A 17,016-nucleotide genomic window follows, 5' to 3' on the forward strand; every position below is an offset into this window, starting at 1 on the left:
GGGCCAGCACGCGGCGGCTGAACACGTCCACCACGGCAGTGAGGTAGACGAAGCCGCGCGCCATCGGGATGTAGGTCGTGTCCAGCGCCCACACCTGATTGGCCCGCGTGATCGCCAGCTTGCGCAGCAAGTACGGGTAGATCTTGTGGCCCGGTGCGCGCTTGCTCGTTCCCGGTTGCGGCGCAAGCGCCGCGATGCCCATGCGCTGCATCAACGTGCCCACATGCCTGCGGCCAATGTTCAAGTACTTGGACTGTCGCAGTTCGATGACGCCGCCGCGATCGGCGAGCAGACCTCGCACTGCAGCGGTGTTGGCACCACTCTTGTCGATGGTGATTTTCTCCGGCACTTCGTGCTGGGCGATTGCGCGCTCGAAGAACCGGCGCGCTGCCGCCGTGTCACGGCACGCGGTCAGCAGGAAGTCAACCGTCTGGCCCAGCCGATCGACGGCTCGGTACAGATACTTCCACTGGCCGCCCACGAGCAGGTAGGTTTCGTCGACGCGCCATGAACGCCCCACCGGGTGCTTGCGTCGACGAAACACCTTGGCCAACACGGGCAACATCTTCAGTGACCAGCGGTGGACGGTGGCGTGGTCGACCAGCACACCGCGCTCGGCCATCATCTCTTCCAGGTTGCGCAGGCTCAAAGGGTAGGCCGCGTACCAGCGAACGCACACCAGCATGATCTCCAGCGGGAAATGCAGCCGCTTGAGCACCCCTCGCAGGGTTGAGTTCGCAAGTTGGACGTGCAGCGGTACCATGGGCTCGATTGCGGCCGACCGGCTTATCGACTGGCTTATCGCGACAGAACCACCAAGAGAGGCACATCCTTGATGCTGCAGCTACCGCTCCTGGTCGAGCTGCGTCTCTCCCGTGGTCTCTGGGCCATCCTGACCTCCTTGCTCATGAGGTCTCGCTCGCCGTCCGGGAACTGCTTCTTGCGTTCCTCGATCGTCATCTTCCAGAGGGTGCGATACGGCCGGGCCGCGACACTCAAGAGGTCGTCGACCGTCGGAACGGCTTGCTCAGGTAGCGTGAGCCTTTCTCACCGAAGCGCCAGGGCAGCTCGATCGCCTTCGAGATGCCGATCCGCGGCCCGACCTCGACCTTCAGCGGCGGGTGCTCGTCGGGTCGCGCGAGCAGCGCGAAGGGCGGCGCGTCCAGCGCCATGCCGTTGAGGCTGCCGTCGACACCGAGCGCCTGGCCGACCCGGCCAGGGCCAGCGCACAGCAGCCGCAGGTCCTCGAGACCGCGCCGCTTTCGCATGCGCGCAACGCCGTGGGTCGGCTCCAACGCGCGGATCAGCACCCCGGCGCCGTGCCCTGACTCGCGGCAGACGAAGTTGAGACACCAGTGGATGCCGTAGGAACGGTAGACGTAGGCGTGCCCTGGTGGTCCGAACAGCGCGGCATTGCGCGGCCGCGGGCCGCCGAAGCTGTGAGCCGCCGGCTCGGTGCTGTCGTAGGCTTCGGTCTCGACGATGCGTCCGCCCACGCCATCGACCAGCAGGGTGACGCCGATCAGCCGGCGCGCGACTTCGTGCGACAGGCCTTCGAAGCCGATCGACGCGGCAGCCGGGAGCAAGGCGGCGGAAGACATCTGCGCCGCATGTTATCCGCGCGGGAGAAAATCGGGGTCGGACGAAGGGCCTTCCGAAGCGAGACTCGTTGTCGCAGGCGGCCCACAGTCCCCGGTGGCGCATGGCCTGGCAGGTGGCATCATCAGCTCAAGATGACCTCCCTCAAGGCTCGCCAACGGCGACAAGGCGCTCTGTCATGAGAGCGTTTCACCGCTTTCATCGCCACCTCGGCGTCGACGCTGACAAGCCCGGCGGCAAGTCGGCGGTCATGCTGGCCTTCGCGGCAGGAACTTCGATCGCCCTCGTGAAGACGCTGGCCGCGGTTCTGACCGGCTCCGCGTCAATGACCGCCGAGGCCGTGCACTCATGGGTCGATGGCCTCACGGACAGCTTCCTCGTCGCCGCATATCTCGCCGCCCGGCGTCCCGCCGACGGGCAGCATCGGCTCGGCTATGGCCGGGAGTCGTATGTCTGGTCGATGTTCGGCTCGATCGCCATGCTCGCCTTGGGCGCGCAAGTCGGGATATGGCGCGGCATCCATCAGCTCAGCATGCCCGACGCGCCGACGGACTACCGGTTTGGGTACGCCGTCATCATCGGATCGTTCGCGTTGCAAAGCGTCTCGACCTTCCAGGCGCTTCGATTCCTGCGCCGACGTGCGGCTGCGCTTCAGCGGAGTGCGGTCCAGCACGTGCTCGAGACCTCCGATTCGCAACTGCGGACGGTAGTGACTCAGGACTTCTTGGCGCTGGTTGGTCTTGCCGTTGCGGGGCTGGGCATGCTGCTGCACGACGTCACCGGCAATGTGGCGTACGACGCAGCAGGCTCGATCGTCGTGGGCTTGCTGATGGGGATCGCAGGGCTGTTTCTGGTCAATTTGAACCGTCGCTACCTCGCCGGGATGCCGCTGCCCGTCGATCGGCGGGCGATTGCGATCGGGCTGCTGAAGCAGTCGCCCGACGTCAAGAGAGTCACCCTCCTGTACACCGAGTTCATCGGCCCGGATCGCATCCTTCTCGTTGCGCGCATCGAGATCGCCGGCGAGCATTCCCAAGCCGAACTCGCCCGAATCCTGCGCCGGCTGGAGCAGCAGATCATGACCCACAGGAACGTCGGCATCGCCACTTTGACTCTGGCCGCCCCCGAGGAAGAGGAAATCAACAATTAGGCGCGGCGGTATTGGCTTGAGATCGACGACTGCGAGCGTGACGCAAGCGTCGCGGCTACCAGAGCCTCCACCAAGGCCGACGCAGCCGCATGTGCTGTGGTCGGGTGTCGAGGCGATCGATGATGCTGGCCGCCGCGCCGAAGCGATTGGCGGGTTCGGTTTGCTGATCCGATGATCCGGCGGCCAGATGTGGCTGTGTCTTGCGTCGGGCGTGAGGTGTCCCGATTCAGCGAAGCGGAGACTGTGTCCGGAGGAGGCATGAGAGCAATTTTGGCAGGAGCTTTCCAGTTGAGGTGTGATGAACTTCGCGCGATTGCTGTCTATTGCAGGCGCGGCGAAGCAGGGCCGCCTACTTGTGCAGGCGCGGAGATGGCGTCAACGCCGCCACGCTCGAGCAGCCATTGAAATAACATTGCATGAACGTCGCCCTTGGATGATCTCGGCGACATTTATCGGCGAGCCGCAAGAGGATCGAGCCCGGTACCGAAGCGTCCTTGCGCAGATGCGCCAAGGTATCTCCGAGCGAGAGATCGCGTGACGCCAAACCTGCCGCCCCAAGGATACAGATCCAATGTCCAATACCGCACAAGATATCCCGCGCCGATCGCCTTCGTCAGAATCCATTCGCGAAATGGCTTTCACCACTTCCTGGGACACCAACCCCGCCGCCGACTCACTCCGGCTGGATGCCCGCCTCCTTGACGACCTTGCCCCATTTGGCGAGGTCGGACTTGATCACCGCGGCGTACTCCTGCGGCGTTCCGCCCTGGATCTCGATGCCGGCAGCCTCCAGCTTGGCCCGCACATCGGGCAGCTTCAGCGCAGCGTTGATCTCGGCATTGAGCTTGGTGACGATCGCCTTGGGCGTGCCGGCAGGCGCCAGGAACCCGCCATTGGTATTGGCGTCGTAGCCCTTGAGCCCTTGTTCCTCCGCGGTCGGCACGTCCGGTAGGGACGCTGCCCGCTTCCGGGTCGACACGGCAACGGCGCGTGCGTTGCCGGCCTTCACCTGCGACTGGATGGCGCTGATCGTGTCGATGTAGAGCGCGGTGCGCCCGGCCAGCAGATCCGGCTGGGCGGCGGAAGACCCTTTGTAGGGAACCAGCAGCATCTGCACGCCGCTCGCCATGCGGAACATCTCGGCCGCCATTTCCTGTGCACTGCCGCGGCCGGACGTGGCGACCTTGGCCTGGTCCGGATTGGCCTTCATCCAGGCCACGAACTCGGGCAGTGTCCTGGCGGGGATCTGCGGGTAGATGGCGAACACCAGCGGAACCTCGTGGGTGTAGACGATGGGCTCGAAGCTCTTCTCCGGATCCCAGCCCAGGTTCTTGAACAGGAACTTGTTGGTGTTGTGGCTGCCGCCCACGATGCCGATGGTGTAGCCATCGGGCACTGATTTGGCGAGCACATCCGTGCCGAGGTTGTTCGATGCGCCAGGCCTATTGTCGATGACCACCGGCTGCCCCATCGACAACGCGAGCTTGTCGCCGACAACGCGGGCGATCGTGTCGATCGCGCCGCCCGGCGGGGCGGGCACGATGATCTTGATGGCGTGGGTCGGGTAGGCCTGGGCAGATGCCAAGGCCGGCACCACGGCCAGGACCGCCGAGACGGCAAGGATCTTGAACGGGGAGGTGAGTTGCATGGGGTGTCTCCTTTTGCTGATGGGTCGAATCGTCATGCAGCGCCGGCGGGCCCGTCGATGCCCGTGGCTCTGCATCGGGTTCTCTAGCCGCGCCCGACGAAGGGCATGGCGCTGGCCATGACGGTCATGTTCAGCACGTTGGCGCCGAGCGGCAGCGCGGCGATGTGACGCACCGCGTCGGCCACGTGCTTCGCGTCCATCATGGGTTCGGGCGCGATCGTGCCGTTGGCTTGCAGGACCCCGCGCGTCATGCGCTCGGACAGCTCGGTCAGCGCATTGCCGATGTCGATCTGGCTGGCCACGATGCCGAATGCCCGGCCGTCCAGTGCCAAGGCCTTGGTCAGGCCCGACACCGCGTGCTTGCTGGCGGTGTAGGGCGCGGTGAAGGGGCGCGGCGTGTGCGCCGAGACCGAGCCGTTGTTGATGATGCGTCCACCCTGCGGCGACTGGCGGCGCATCAGCCCGAAGGCCGCGCGCGCACACAGAAACACGCCGGTCACGTTGGTGTTCAGCACGCTGAACCATTTCTCCAGCGGCAACTCGTCCATCGGCACCGCCGGGGCGTTCACGCCGGCGTTGCTGAACAAGAGATCCAGTCGGCCGAAGCTGCGTTCGATCGCGGTGAACAGCGCCTGCACGCTGTCGGGATCTGTCACGTCGGTGGGCACGGCCATCACTGTCTGGCCCCGCGCCTCGGCCTCGGCGGCCAGTGCCTGCAGGGGCTCGGCACGGCGGCCTGCCAACACGACGGCCCAGCCGTCGTCCAGCAGCCCGAGGGCCGCGCTGCGGCCGATGCCGCTGCCTGCGCCGGTGACCAGGGCGATCTTCTTGGAGGTGGTTGCGCTCAAGGGGCGTCTCCTGACGTGGGTGATGTGGAGTGGTTGCAGGCACGGACGGGTGCAGGCGCGGCGTCCACGGTCACGGAGAAGCGGCCGATGTCCGCCACCCCCCCGCTGACGACATCGCCTGGTTGCAGCGCGCCCACGCCTGCGGGTGTGCCGGTGCAGATCAGATCACCGGGCGCGAGCGTCACTGACCTCGACAGCATGGCCACCAGTTCGGGCACCGGCCACAAGAGCTCGGACAGGTCGGCGCGCTGACGCTCGATGCCGTTGACCGCCAGCCACACAGCCCCCTGCCGGGGGTGGCCGCACAGCGCAACCGGCACGAGCGGCGTGCAGGGGGCCGAGTGGTCGAAGGCCTTGGCGGCCTCCCAGGGACCACCGGTACGCTTGGCTTGCTGCTGCAGGTCGCGCCGCGTGAGATCCAGGCCTGCGCCATAGCCCCAGATGTGATGCGGCTCCACCTCCGCCGGATCGATGTCCCGACCGCCATGACCGATGGCCACGACCATTTCGATCTCATGGCAGAAGTCCCCGGTACACGGGGGATAAGGCAGCAGGCCGCGCGCCTGCACCACCGCGCTGGCGGGCTTCATGAACCAGGCCGGAAGGTCCGGGGGCCCGGCCTGCTCGTCCTGGCCCCAGCGGTAGTTGCGGCCGATGCAGAACACGCGGCCCACCGGGAAAAGCGCTGTCTGACCCCACACGGGCAGCGTGGTCAGTGCCGGCGCGGGAAATACGAGATCCTTCATGGATATGCCCTGGAGTTCAGGTGGTCAGGCTCATCGTCGGGCGTTCGCCTGCCAAAGCTTGGGCGATGCCGGCAAGCACCATCTCGCCCATGGCGGTGCGAGTCTCCCAGGTGGCACTGGCGCGATGGGCCTGAAGGGTCACGCGGTCGGACTGGCGCAGCGCCAGAGGAACGTGAGGTTCGTCGACGAACACGTCCAGGCCCGCACTGGCAATGCGACCGGCGGTCAGCGCCTCTGTCAGGTCGGCCTCGTTGACCAGACGGCCGCGCGCAACATTGACCAGGAAGCCGCGGGGTCCGAGGGCATCGAGCACGGCCGCGTTGACGATGCCTTCAGCCGAGTCCGCGGCCGCACACAGCACCAGCGCGTCGGAGTCGCGCGCGAGGTCCACCAGGTCCGGGACGAAGCTGTGCGCAACGTCGTCCATGGCACGCAGATCGGTATAGCGGATCGGGCAGCCGAAGGCCGCTGCCCTGACCGCGACGGCGCGGCCCACGCGCCCCATGCCGACGATGCCGACCCGCATGCCGCTGAACCGGCGGGCCAACGGGATGGCGCTGGGCTGGGGGAAGCGTTCCCACTGGCCATCGCGCACGAAGCGGTCGCCGGCACACAGGTTTCGGCAGGCGGCGATCAGCAAGCCGATGGCCAGATCGGCCACGTCTTCGGTCAGCGCGCCAAGTGTCGCGGTGACGGGCAGGCCACGTTCCCGGCAGTACGCCAGATCGACGGCGTCGGTGCCGACGCCGTTGACTGCCACGACCCTCAAGCCAGGCAGCTGTTCCAGCATGGCCCGCGAGATGCCGGTGTGCCCGCCGGTGATGACGGCGTCGATGGATGCGCCATGTTCACGCAGCCAGGCCTCTTGGTCGCCGGTCTCGAAGAATTTGTGGACGGTGTAGAGCGATGCGAGCTCTTCGTTGATCGCTGGGATCAGGATCGGATTGAGTTGCAGGACCTGGGGCTTCATGCCTGCATGCTAGTTAACGATTGATCATAGCGTCAATATTGATGTATAAAATCAATATAAATACTTTCTTCCCTCCTTTGATCATGGCTTCCTGGATTTCGATGAGCGAGGCATGCGACCTTCTCGGCGTGCAACCGCAAACGGTTTACGCCTACGTGAGCCGCGGCAAGCTCGAAGTCATGCCGGATCCGGCTGACACGCGCCGCAGCCTCTACCGCGCCGAAGACGTCGCCGGCCTGGCCAAGCGCAAGCAGGCAGGCCGCAAGCACGAGACGCTGGCCGCCAATACGCTGTTCGGCTCGGAGCCCAGCATTCCGACCGCCCTCTGCGCATTCTTTCGCGGACGTCCGCACTATCGGGGCCAGGATGCCGTGCGCCTCGCCGCATCGGCCACCCTGGAAGATGTGGCTCGGCTGTTGTGGGACGCCGAGCAAGCCGTCGACTTCTCATGCGCGACGCCGATGCGCTCGGGCCAACCTGGACGCGTTGCGGCCTTCACTGCCCTGGCCCGTTTGGCCGCGTCAGGACATTCCACGCGTGGACGTCTGACCCGGGTGCTGCACAGCGAGGGGCAGAGCCTGGTGGGTCAGCTGGCCAATGCGTTCGGCGCCCAGCCAGGGAAGCAAGGGCTGCATCTGCGCCTTGCGCAAGGGTGGCAGCAATCGACCCAGGTGGCGGAGTTGCTGCGGACGGCCATGGTCTTGCTGGTCGACCACGAACTGACCAGTTCAGCGTTCGTGGCACGCATTGCGGCTTCGACAGGCGCCTCGTTGCCGGCCTGCCTGCTGGCCGGATTGACCACGCTTTCGGGCCCCTTGCATGGCGATGCGTCGGGCCGCGTTCAGGCGCTGTTCAGCGAAGTGGAGCGGCTGGGCGAGGAGCAGGTGGTGGCCCACTATCTGTCGACCGGCTTGCCATTGGCAGGATTCGGTCATCACCTCTATCCCGACGGCGATCCGCGCGCGGCCGCCTTGCTGGCCTTGTTCGAGCCTCCGGAGGTCATCGCGCGCTTCATCCAGAAGGTGACGAAGCTGACCGGATTGCAGCCCAACATCGACGTCGCCCTGGCCGCGCTGGTGGCGCACCACCGACTGCCCGCCGATGCGGCCTTCGGCTTGTTCGCAACGGCGCGCAGCGTCGGGCTGTTGGCGCACAGCCTGGAGCAACTCGGCGTGGCGCAAGTGATCCGCCCGCGCGGGCGCTATGTGGGGCGGATGCCGGACATGGCTCAGGGCATGCGGGCCTGAGCGAAGTGGGCGGCAAGCCTTATTCGCATCGCGCTGTTCAGCTCCTGGCGGTTACGAAATGAGCCTCTTCCACCCCTCAGACATCGGGAGGCGGCGCACCGCGCCAATGGCACGCTGCGGCCGGTGTTCGAGTTGGCGCTGCGCTGGCTCGAGGATCACGAACCCGCGCACAGCGACCCGGCGGCTCTCGTCCACGGCGATTTCCGCATGATGACGATGAAGGGCGTCTCTCCATCGAGGGCCGAAGTCGGCATAGCGCTCACGCGCGATCGCCAGGGCCCGATCGGCCACGTCAACGGCCAATTGACGGTTGCTGGGTCGACCGCGTTTGCGCGACATCAATCCCTCAGGACCGTCTCCGAAATAGCGCTGCGCCAAGCGTGCGACCCGGCGCACCGTCAGCCCCCAAACGGGCTGCGGCTTGGGCGGGTCGCAGCATGCGGTCGGCCAGTGCTTGCATCGTCTTGATGCGATCGACTTCGCGCATCGTCATCGTAATCGTCGCCGTTGATTGCCCCATCGCCGCACCTCGCATCCCAAAGACCGGGGGCGCAACGATGCGACATTTCTATTCGGGGGAAAACGGACATTTCTACTCGGGGCCTACAGCGTAGCCGGCGTCATCTCCCCTTATGTCAAATCTCATCCGCGACCTGCCGGCTCAACCTGGTCGTGAGAAAATCCAGGAACGCACGGTGCACCGCCGTGCTGTGTCGACGCTGCAGGTAGACGGCCGAGAGCCACATGTCGCTGCGAACGAATTCCGACAAGACGGGGACTAGTCGTCCGCTCTCAACGTAGGGTTCAAGCATCGCCGAAGGCAGATAGACAACGCCAGCCCCCAGCAGCGCGGCCTGGACCAATGGGCCGGCTTCGGTCGCATCTAACCTTCCGCGAACCGCGACCTCGACGGGCTGACCGTCCGCTTCGAAACGCCATTTGGGCTGAGGATTCAGGTGGGTGCTGATCAGCGTGACATGGTGGGCGAGTTCGCTGGGATGAGCTGGCACGCCGTACTTGCGCCAGTACGTGGGCGCGGCGCAGACACTAAGCTCCATCGGCACCAGCTTTCTAACGATCAGGTTCTCGTTGCCCATAGCCCCGAATCGGAGGGCGATGTCGACGCCATCCTCCGCAAGATCGACCATCCGGTTCGTGAGAACCAGACTGATGCTGACTTCCGGGTAGTGGCCAAGGAAAGCGTTGATCAGTGCCGGCAACTCTGTCAGGTCCATGCCATGCGGCGCCGAGATGCGCAGGCGCCCGCTGGGGACCAGGGCGCGTTTCTGCAGTTCGGCTTGCGTGAGGTCTGCCAGCTCAAGCATCGGCTTGCTTCTATCGAGAAGCAGGAGGCCAGCGTCCGTCAGGCTGACGGCACGGCTCGTCCGGTTCAGCAGCCTGACGCCGAAGCGCCGTTCGAGGGTCGCGATGTATTTGCTGATAGTGCCCCTCGACAGCGACAGATGCTTGGCGGTGCGGGAAAAACTCCCGGAAGAGGCGACGTCGTTGAATGTACGCAGGAGATCCAAGCTATCCACGATGTTCTCCGTCTTGGATGGGCGATGTTTGTCTAGACGCTCTGAACGCTCGGCCCTCAGGCGAGCCCGAGTTTTCTTCGCAGGCTCGCGTCCACGGGCCCCGACGGCAGGAAGCGGCGCAACTTCGTCAGCAGCGACGCTTGCCCGGGGGGCGTGTAGCGCATGCGCCACGGGCCGAGCGCCGCGTCGACGATGGTGCTCGCCACGCTGTGCGGTGCGGGCGCGCTGCTGACGCTGTGGGACACGGAGGCCGTCACCAGGTCGCGTTCGCGGTCGTACCCGGCGATCCGTGCCTTGACTCGAGGCGCATTGGCATCGAGGTTGGTCCGGGTGAAAGCCGGCTCCACCAGGGCCGCGCGAATGCCGAACTGGCGCACCTCGTGATCGAGCGATTCAGACAACCCTTCCACCGCATGCTTGGTGGCCGCATAGATCCCCATGTATGGCGCCGGCAGCACACCGAGTACCGAGCTGACGTTGACGATTCGCCCACGACGATGCGCACGCATGTGAGGGAGTACGGCGCGCGTCATGCGAAGCATGCCGAAGACGTTGGTGTTGAAGAGCGCCGCGGCCTCTGCCGTCGAGGTTTCCTCGACCGCGCCGATCATCATCATCCCCGCGTTGTTGACCAGGACGTCGATGCGCATGGCACGGTCGATGACGGATTCGACGCCGAGTTGAACCGAGCGTTCTTCCCGAACGTCGATCTCGACGAACTCGACACCGGCCTGCGCGGGCGCATGGCGCAGGTCGCGCACGGTGCCGAACACGCGGCAGCCCCGCGCGACGAACATCTCCGCGGCTACGCGCCCGATGCCCGAGGACACGCCGGTGATGACGACAACTGATGAAACTGACATGGTGGTTCTTTCGATCTTGAATGAATGGTGAAGACGCGCCATCAATGGGTTGCCGGGCTGCTGCCGGGCCGGATCCTGAACCAGATGGCATACATGGCCGGCAGGAACACCAGCGTCAGGATCGTCCCGGCGAACGTACCGCCGATCAATGTGTAGGCCAGCGCGCCCCAGAAAACCGAGTGCGTCAGCGGGATGAACGCGAGGATGGCCGCGAGCGCCGTCAGGACCACGGGGCGGGCACGTTGCACGGTGGCCTCCACGACGGCACGGAACGGGTCGAGCCCTTGTTCCTGGTTGTGGTGGATCTGCCCGAGGAGGATCAGCGTGTTGCGCATCAAGATGCCCGACAGCGCGATCAGTCCGACCAGCGCATTGATGCCGAAGGGCTGCTGGAACAGCAGCAATGTCGGCACGACACCGATCAGCCCCAGCGGGCTCGTCAGGAACACCATGACCATCGCGGAGATCGAGCGCACCTGGAAGATGATGATGAGCAGGGTGGCCGCCAGCATGATCGGGAACAGCGGCAGCATCGCCTTGGTCGCCTTCTCCGATTCCTCGATGGAGCCGGCCTGGATGATGCGGTAGCCGGCAGGCAACTTCTGGATGAGGGGCTGCAGCTGCGCGGTGATCGCGGTCGACACGTCGGGCGGTTGCAGTCCATCGGCGATGTCGCCCTGCACCGTGATCGTGGGCATGCGGTCGCGCCGGCGCATGACCGGTTCCTCCATGCGCACCGCGACTTCGCCGATCTGCGACAGCGGAATGCGCTGCCCGCCAGCTCCGGCGAGGGTGAAGTCAACGACCTTCGCGGGATCGAGCCGGGTGGCGCCGGCGGAACGGGCCACCACCTGCACCGTGCGGATGTCCTCACGCACGGCGGTCACGGGCACGCCGCTCAGCAGGAACTGCAGTTGTTGCGCGACCGCGCTGGAGTTCAGCCCGACGGCCTGGAGGCGGTCCTGGTCGAGGGTGAAGTGCAGCGTCGGCGTACGGGTGCCCCAGTCGGTATTGACGGTGCGCATCATCGGGCTGGCATCCATGACCTGGCGCACTTCGTGCGCGATCTTGCGCAACTCGTTCGCATCGGGTCCGGTGACACGGTAGGCGACGGGAAACGGCGAGTACGGGCCGAACACGAGCTGGGTCACGCGCACCCGGGCCTCGGACGCGAGGCCGTCGGCAATGGCATGACGCAACCGGTACTTCAAGGATTCGCGTTCCTCCTGGCTCGCCGTGCGCACCACGATCTTGGCGAAAGACGGATCGGGCAGTTCGGGCCCCATCGCAAAATAGAAGCGGGGCGCGCCCTGTCCTATGTATGAGGTAACGATCTGCGCCTCCGGCTGCTTGGAAAGCCAAGCTTCGACCTCGGCCGTGGCGTCGCTGGTCTGGGTGATCGAAGTGCCATAGGGCATCTGCACTTCGACGAGAACTTCGGGGCGGTCGGAAATCGGGAAGAACTGCTTCTTGACGACGGCCATGCCGAGAATCGAGACGATGAAGAGACCCACCACGGCGCCCGCCACCAGCCACTTGCGAGAAATGACGCGCGCCAGCACACGACGCAATCGGTTGTAGCGGGGGGTGTCGTAAATCGCTGCGTGGCCGCCTTCGATCTTCTTGAAGTTCGGCAATAGCTTGACGCCCAGGTAGGGTGTAAACACCACGGCAACCACCCAGGAGGCAATGAGCGCGATACCGACGATCCAGAACATGTTGCTGGTGTACTCACCCGCGGTCGACGGCGCAAAGCCGTTGGGCATGAAGCCGACGGCTGTGACCAGCGTGCCCGAGAGCATCGGCGCCGCCGTGTGGCTCCAGGCGTAGGCAGAAGCGGCCACATGGCTGTAGCCCTCCTCGATCTTCACGACCATCATCTCGATGGCGATGATGGCGTCGTCCACCAGCAAGCCGAGCGCGAGGATGAGCGAGCCGAGCGTGATACGGTCGAAGTTCTTCCCGGTTGCGGCCATCACCACGAAGACAATAGCCAGTGTCAGCGGCACTGCCGCGGCCACCACGAGGCCGGCACGCCAGCCCATGCTGAGAAAGCTCACCAGCATCACCACCAGCAAGGCCGCGAAGAACTTGACCATAAACTCGTCGACCGATGCGCTGATGTTCACCGACTGGTCCGTGACCTTGGTCAGGCTCAGACCCAGGGGCAACTCCGCGTTGATGGCACGGGCCTCCACGTCCAGCGCCTTGCCCAGATCGAGGCCATTCCAGCCTTCCCGCATGACCACCCCGATCAGAAGCGCGGGCTCGCCGCCGCTGCGGATCATGAACGTGGCCGGGTCTTCGTAGCCACGCTTGACCGTGGCCACGTCCGACAGCTTCAAGGTCCGGTTTTGCGCGATCACTGGCGTATCGCGGATCTTCTGCAGCGTGTCGAATGCGCCGTCCAGTCGAATGAAGACCTGCGGGCCTCTGGTTTCCACCGACCCGGCCGGGCTCAGCGCATTCTGGCTGTTGAGCGCGGCGAACACGTCCTGCGGGCCGATGCCCAGCGTCGCGAGCCGGTCGTGCGCGAGCTCGACATAGATTCGTTCCGACTGCTCACCGGCAATGTTGACCTTCTTCACGCCCGGCACATGCAGCAAGCGTTGGCGCAGCGTTTCTGCATCGCGCACCAGCACACGCTGTGGTTCTCCCTTGGCCTTGAGCGCGAAGAGGGCGAACGTGACGTCCGCGTACTCGTCGTTGATCATTGGCCCGATCACACCGGCCGGCAGGTTGCTCGCTTCGTCGCCGACCTTCTTGCGCGCCTGATAGAACTCTCCCTGCACCTGCGCTGGCGGGGTGCTGTCGAGCAATGTCAGGGTCGTGAAGGCCAGCCCGGGTCGTGTGTAGGTCTCCGCGCGGTCGTAGTAGCGCAACTCCTGCAGGCGCTTCTCGAGCTTTTCGGCGACTTGGTCCTGCATCTCCTGCGCCGTGGCGCCGGGCCAGGCCGTGATGATGGTCATCACCTTGACGGTGAAGGCGGGATCCTCCGCGCGGCCAAGCTTGAAGAAGGCGACAAGGCCCGCCAGCGAGACCAGGCAGATCAGGAACAAGGTGATGGAGCGTTCGCGTACAGCCAGCGCCGACAGGTTGAAGCGGCCTTCGCTCATGGACGGGCTCCACTCACGGTCGACGTCGCGATACGCACCTGCTCGCCTTCACGCAGCAGGTGCGCCCCGAGCGCGACAACCCGATCTCCCTCCTTGAGTTGACCGCTCACCCGCGCACGGTCGTCGTCCAGATGTTCGACCGCCACCGACTGCCAGCGCACCGTCGACGGATCGCCGCTGACGACCCACACGCCGGTTGCCTTGCCGGTGTCGAACAGGGCGCCGATGGGCACCTGCACGCTGCCGGCTTTGGCGGGCATGCCGTCCGCGATGTGGAGCGTGACCGTGGCGCCCAGGGGCGCGTTGGCGAGTTCGCCTTCGAGCACGTATCGCGCCTCGAAAGTGCGCGTGAGCCGGTCAGCCGCATCGGAGATCTGCCTGAGTTTCACCGCCACTGCAGTGCCTTCCTTGCCGAAGAGCGTGGCCTGCCCGCCCGAGCCAAGCGCAGGGCGCAGCGTTTCGGGCAACTGGATCACCGCCTCCCTGCGCCCCGCCTGCGCCAAGCGCACCACCGGTTGCCCGGCGTTGACCACTTGGCCGGGCTCGGCCAGTGTCTCCAGCACCGTGCCGTCCGAATCGGCGGCAAGTTCTGAATAGCGGTCGGAATTGCGCGCGACTTCCGACTGTGCTTCGGCCGCACCGAGCTGGGCCTGTGCAGCATCTGCCGCAGCCTTGATCTGGTCGTAGGCCGAGGCGGAAATGGCCCCAGTGCCGCGCAGGTCGCGATAGCGAAGTTCTTCGTCGCTCGCCTGCTTCGCACGCGCCCGGGCAACGGCCACGGCCTCCTGCTGTGCGCGCGCCGCCAACCTCAGGTCGACCGGGTCGATGCGCATGAGCAGTTGCCCGCGCTTGACGGTCTGACCCGCGTCCACGAAGCGCTCAAGCACCTTTCCCGAGACACGGAAGCCCAGGTCGCTTTGGACCCGCGCAGCTACGGTCCCTGTGAAGGAGCGCGAGGCGGAGTCGGCTGCCTGGACGGTGGCAGCGCGCACCAGCGGTGTCTGGGTGCGGGGATCTGGCGGCGCCTTGTCGTCGCAAGCGACCAACGCGAATGGCAAGACACAGAGGAGTGCGGATGTAGCGAAGCGGCGCGAAAGCATGCGGGTCCCATTGACGAAACGATCAGGACCCAAATTTTGATACCAGTGACCAACCTAGTCAATGGTCACAAGGAATATTTGGTTGTCATGGGGACAAGCTGCGCAGGACCAGGCTCGACAGCTGCGCCGGCGCCTGGTTGGTGTGATCAAAGCTGTGCCGCAGGATCAGGGGGTTGATGTAGGGGTGAACGACCAGATAGATCGCCGCAGCCGTCTCGTCGATCGGCGTCTTGCGCTCGAAGTCGCCGGAGTCGCGGCCTTGCTTGAGCACTTCAATGAGCAACTGCCGAATGCTCGCTTCGTGTGCGATGGCCGACTGCCAGCGCTCGCTGGCCGCCGAGATGGCGATCTCGTAGAGCTTGCGGTCCTGGAAGAAAAGACGAAGGCCCGATTCGACGATGGCCTTGAACATGCGGCGCAGTTTCTCGGGTGGGCGGTTGGTACTGTCGATCGCGGCGCGGATGTCCGCTTCAATCTCGTGCAGGCAGTTCGAGCAGATCATTTCTCCGATCGCCTGTTTGGACTCGAAAAACTTGTAGATGTACGCCTTGGAGAAGCCGATGGCCTTGGCAAGGTCGGAAACCGTGGTCTTCTCGTAGCCGTATCGGCTGAAGTGCTCGGTGGCCGCGAGGACGATCTGCTCGCGCACATCATGATCTGCCGGCCCCCTTGTGGCGGGGGGAGAAGAAGTTGCATTGCTCATGGCGACAGCTTAACGCTCCCGGAAAAAAGCCACAACGAGTGACCAAACTGAATTATAGTCACCTCCATTCGTTTGATGGTTTCGTGCCATTCGTTCCGGAAATTGCCAATGTCCCAACGTACCCTTGTCATTCCCTTGCTTCTCAGCCTTCTCGCCGGTTGCGCTGTCGGTCCAGACTATGTCCGGCCCGCCACCCCTCTGCCGGACCAGTTCATCGGCAAAGCAGCCCTCGACCGGCGCACCGCTGCCGTGAATGCCGAGTTAGTCGCGTGGTGGTCTGCGTTTGGCGATGCGCAACTGGCCCGCTACGTCGAACTCGCGCTGACGCAGAACCTCGATCTCGCGCAAGCATCTGCCCGCGTGGCGCAGGCCCGTGCTGGACTCGGTGCGGCGAACGCAGCGCTGCTGCCCACGGGCAACCTCAGCGGACAAGCTGCCCGAGCCTACCAGTCGGTCGAGACGCAGTTGGGCCAGGTTCTGAACTCGCAGCCAGGGTTCGATCGCTACGGCAACGCCTATGAAGCCAACGTTGGCGCAAGTTGGGAACTGGACATCTTCGGCGGCCTGCGTCGGGGCCGTGAGGCGGCGCTGGCCGACTACCAGGCATCGGAGGCCGGCGCAGCCGCCACCCGGCTGGCCGTGGCTGCGCAGACGGCAGACATCTACATCACGCTACGCGGACTGCAGGCCCGCCTCGACGTGGCGCGYCGGCAAGTCGAAACGCAGCAGGAACTGCTCTCGAAGGTCGAGTTGCTCTATGGCAAAGGGCTGGCTGCCGAACTTCAGTTGAGGCAGGCCGAAGGTGCGCTGGCACAGGTCCGTGCGGTGCTTCCAGTGCTGGAGGCGGGCGAGGCTGCGGCCATGAACGCTCTCGACGTGATGCTGGGTGCGACGCCGGGCGCTCACCGTGCCGAACTGGCAGGACCGGTTGCCATTCCCGTCGCACCGCGCATCAGCGCCGCCGGATCACCCGGCGAGCTGCTGCGCCGGCGGCCCGACCTGATCGCCGCCGAGAAGCGCCTTGAAGCATCCAACGCTCGGATCGGGGTGGCCATGGCCGAGTACTACCCGAAACTGTCCTTGGGGGCGGGGATCGGCAGCGCCACATCCGTGGCCAGCGGCAACCTGTTCACCAGCGGCGCCAGCCAGGCCGCGGCCCTGCTCGGCCTGCGCTGGCGCCTGTTCGATTTCGGGCGCATCGATGCGCAGATCGAACTCGCAAAAGGGCAGGAGGCGGAGTTGCTCGCGGCCTATCGTCTCACCGCACTGCGCGCGACCGAAGACGTGGAGAACGCCTTCTCCGCCCTGGTCAAGCGTGAAGATCAAGCTGCCTTGCTAGCGCAGGGCGAGGCGGCGCTCGGTCGTGCACGAGGCGCCTCGTTTGCGGCCTATCAGCGATGTGTCGTCAGCCTGATCGAAGTGTTGAAAGCGGACGAGAGCCTCCTGCGTGTGGCCGATGCGAGAGCGCTGTCGCAAACGGAGGCGGAG

General features: G+C 65.3%; 15 protein-coding genes. 3 read left to right on the forward strand and 12 right to left on the reverse strand.

From position 1 onward, the window contains the following. Positions 1-763 (reverse strand): IS6 family transposase (locus tag AC1D2E_RS30480; RefSeq protein WP_478200858.1); only part of this gene is annotated, 763 nt, incomplete at its 3' end. 232 nt (positions 764-995) lie between these two features. Further along, positions 996-1,601 carry a DNA-3-methyladenine glycosylase gene (locus tag AC1D2E_RS30485; RefSeq protein ID WP_478175771.1) on the reverse strand — a complete coding sequence of 202 codons (606 nt, stop codon included), beginning with the start codon at positions 1,599-1,601 and terminating at the stop codon, positions 996-998. 176 nt (positions 1,602-1,777) lie between these two features. On the opposite strand from AC1D2E_RS30485, the gene AC1D2E_RS30490 reads away from it, so the two are divergent. Beyond that, complete coding sequence (locus AC1D2E_RS30490; RefSeq protein WP_478200859.1) at positions 1,778-2,749, forward strand: cation diffusion facilitator family transporter; 972 nt, start codon at positions 1,778-1,780, stop codon at positions 2,747-2,749. 673 nt (positions 2,750-3,422) lie between these two features. Here AC1D2E_RS30490 and AC1D2E_RS30495 read toward each other — a convergent pair. From AC1D2E_RS30495 to AC1D2E_RS30510, 4 genes are all read right to left on the reverse strand, one after another. Beyond that, a complete protein-coding gene (locus AC1D2E_RS30495) occupies positions 3,423-4,397 on the reverse strand; it encodes a Bug family tripartite tricarboxylate transporter substrate binding protein (RefSeq protein WP_478200860.1) in 975 nt (324 codons plus the stop codon). An 83-nt stretch (positions 4,398-4,480) separates the two neighbouring features. Further along, positions 4,481-5,245: an SDR family oxidoreductase gene (locus AC1D2E_RS30500; protein WP_478200861.1), complete on the reverse strand. Its 765-nt coding sequence runs from the start codon at positions 5,243-5,245 to the stop codon at positions 4,481-4,483. Beyond that, complete coding sequence (locus AC1D2E_RS30505; RefSeq protein ID WP_478200862.1) at positions 5,242-5,991, reverse strand: fumarylacetoacetate hydrolase family protein; 750 nt, start codon at positions 5,989-5,991, stop codon at positions 5,242-5,244. Before AC1D2E_RS30505 ends, AC1D2E_RS30500 begins: the two co-directional genes overlap by 4 nt. Before the next feature lie 16 nt (positions 5,992-6,007). Then, positions 6,008-6,961, reverse strand: coding sequence for a 2-hydroxyacid dehydrogenase (locus tag AC1D2E_RS30510; RefSeq protein ID WP_478200863.1), 954 nt, complete (start codon positions 6,959-6,961; stop codon positions 6,008-6,010). Between the two features lie 83 nt (positions 6,962-7,044). Between AC1D2E_RS30510 and AC1D2E_RS30515 the strand changes: the two genes are divergently transcribed. After that, entirely contained in the window at positions 7,045-8,208 is a 1,164-nt protein-coding gene (locus AC1D2E_RS30515) for a citrate synthase (protein WP_478200871.1), read from the forward strand. A 51-nt stretch (positions 8,209-8,259) separates the two neighbouring features. Here the strand turns inward: AC1D2E_RS30515 and AC1D2E_RS30520 are convergent, their stop codons facing one another. The 6 genes from AC1D2E_RS30520 to AC1D2E_RS30545 form a co-directional block, all read right to left on the reverse strand. Next, the gene (locus AC1D2E_RS30520) at positions 8,260-8,547 is read right to left on the reverse strand and encodes a hypothetical protein (RefSeq protein WP_478200864.1); all 288 of its coding nucleotides are present in this window, start codon (positions 8,545-8,547) and stop codon (positions 8,260-8,262) included. A gap of 296 nt (positions 8,548-8,843) precedes the next feature. After that, positions 8,844-9,746 carry a LysR family transcriptional regulator gene (locus tag AC1D2E_RS30525; RefSeq protein ID WP_478200865.1) on the reverse strand — a complete coding sequence of 301 codons (903 nt, stop codon included), beginning with the start codon at positions 9,744-9,746 and terminating at the stop codon, positions 8,844-8,846. 56 nt (positions 9,747-9,802) lie between these two features. Then, positions 9,803-10,609, reverse strand: a complete 807-nt coding sequence (locus AC1D2E_RS30530) for an oxidoreductase (protein WP_478200866.1) — start codon at positions 10,607-10,609, stop codon at positions 9,803-9,805. A 41-nt stretch (positions 10,610-10,650) separates the two neighbouring features. Then, positions 10,651-13,725, reverse strand: a complete 3,075-nt coding sequence (locus tag AC1D2E_RS30535; RefSeq protein ID WP_478200867.1) for an efflux RND transporter permease subunit — start codon at positions 13,723-13,725, stop codon at positions 10,651-10,653. Next, on the reverse strand, positions 13,722-14,825 hold the full coding sequence (locus AC1D2E_RS30540) for an efflux RND transporter periplasmic adaptor subunit (protein WP_478200868.1): 1,104 nt from the start codon (positions 14,823-14,825) through the stop codon (positions 13,722-13,724). Before AC1D2E_RS30540 ends, AC1D2E_RS30535 begins: the two co-directional genes overlap by 4 nt. A gap of 85 nt (positions 14,826-14,910) precedes the next feature. Beyond that, positions 14,911-15,528 carry a TetR/AcrR family transcriptional regulator gene (locus AC1D2E_RS30545; protein ID WP_478200869.1) on the reverse strand — a complete coding sequence of 206 codons (618 nt, stop codon included), beginning with the start codon at positions 15,526-15,528 and terminating at the stop codon, positions 14,911-14,913. Between the two features lie 108 nt (positions 15,529-15,636). On the opposite strand from AC1D2E_RS30545, the gene AC1D2E_RS30550 reads away from it, so the two are divergent. After that, positions 15,637-17,016 (forward strand): efflux transporter outer membrane subunit (locus tag AC1D2E_RS30550; RefSeq protein ID WP_478200870.1); only part of this gene is annotated, 1,380 nt, incomplete at its 3' end.

Source organism: Variovorax sp. P1_H2, from assembly GCF_056405295.1.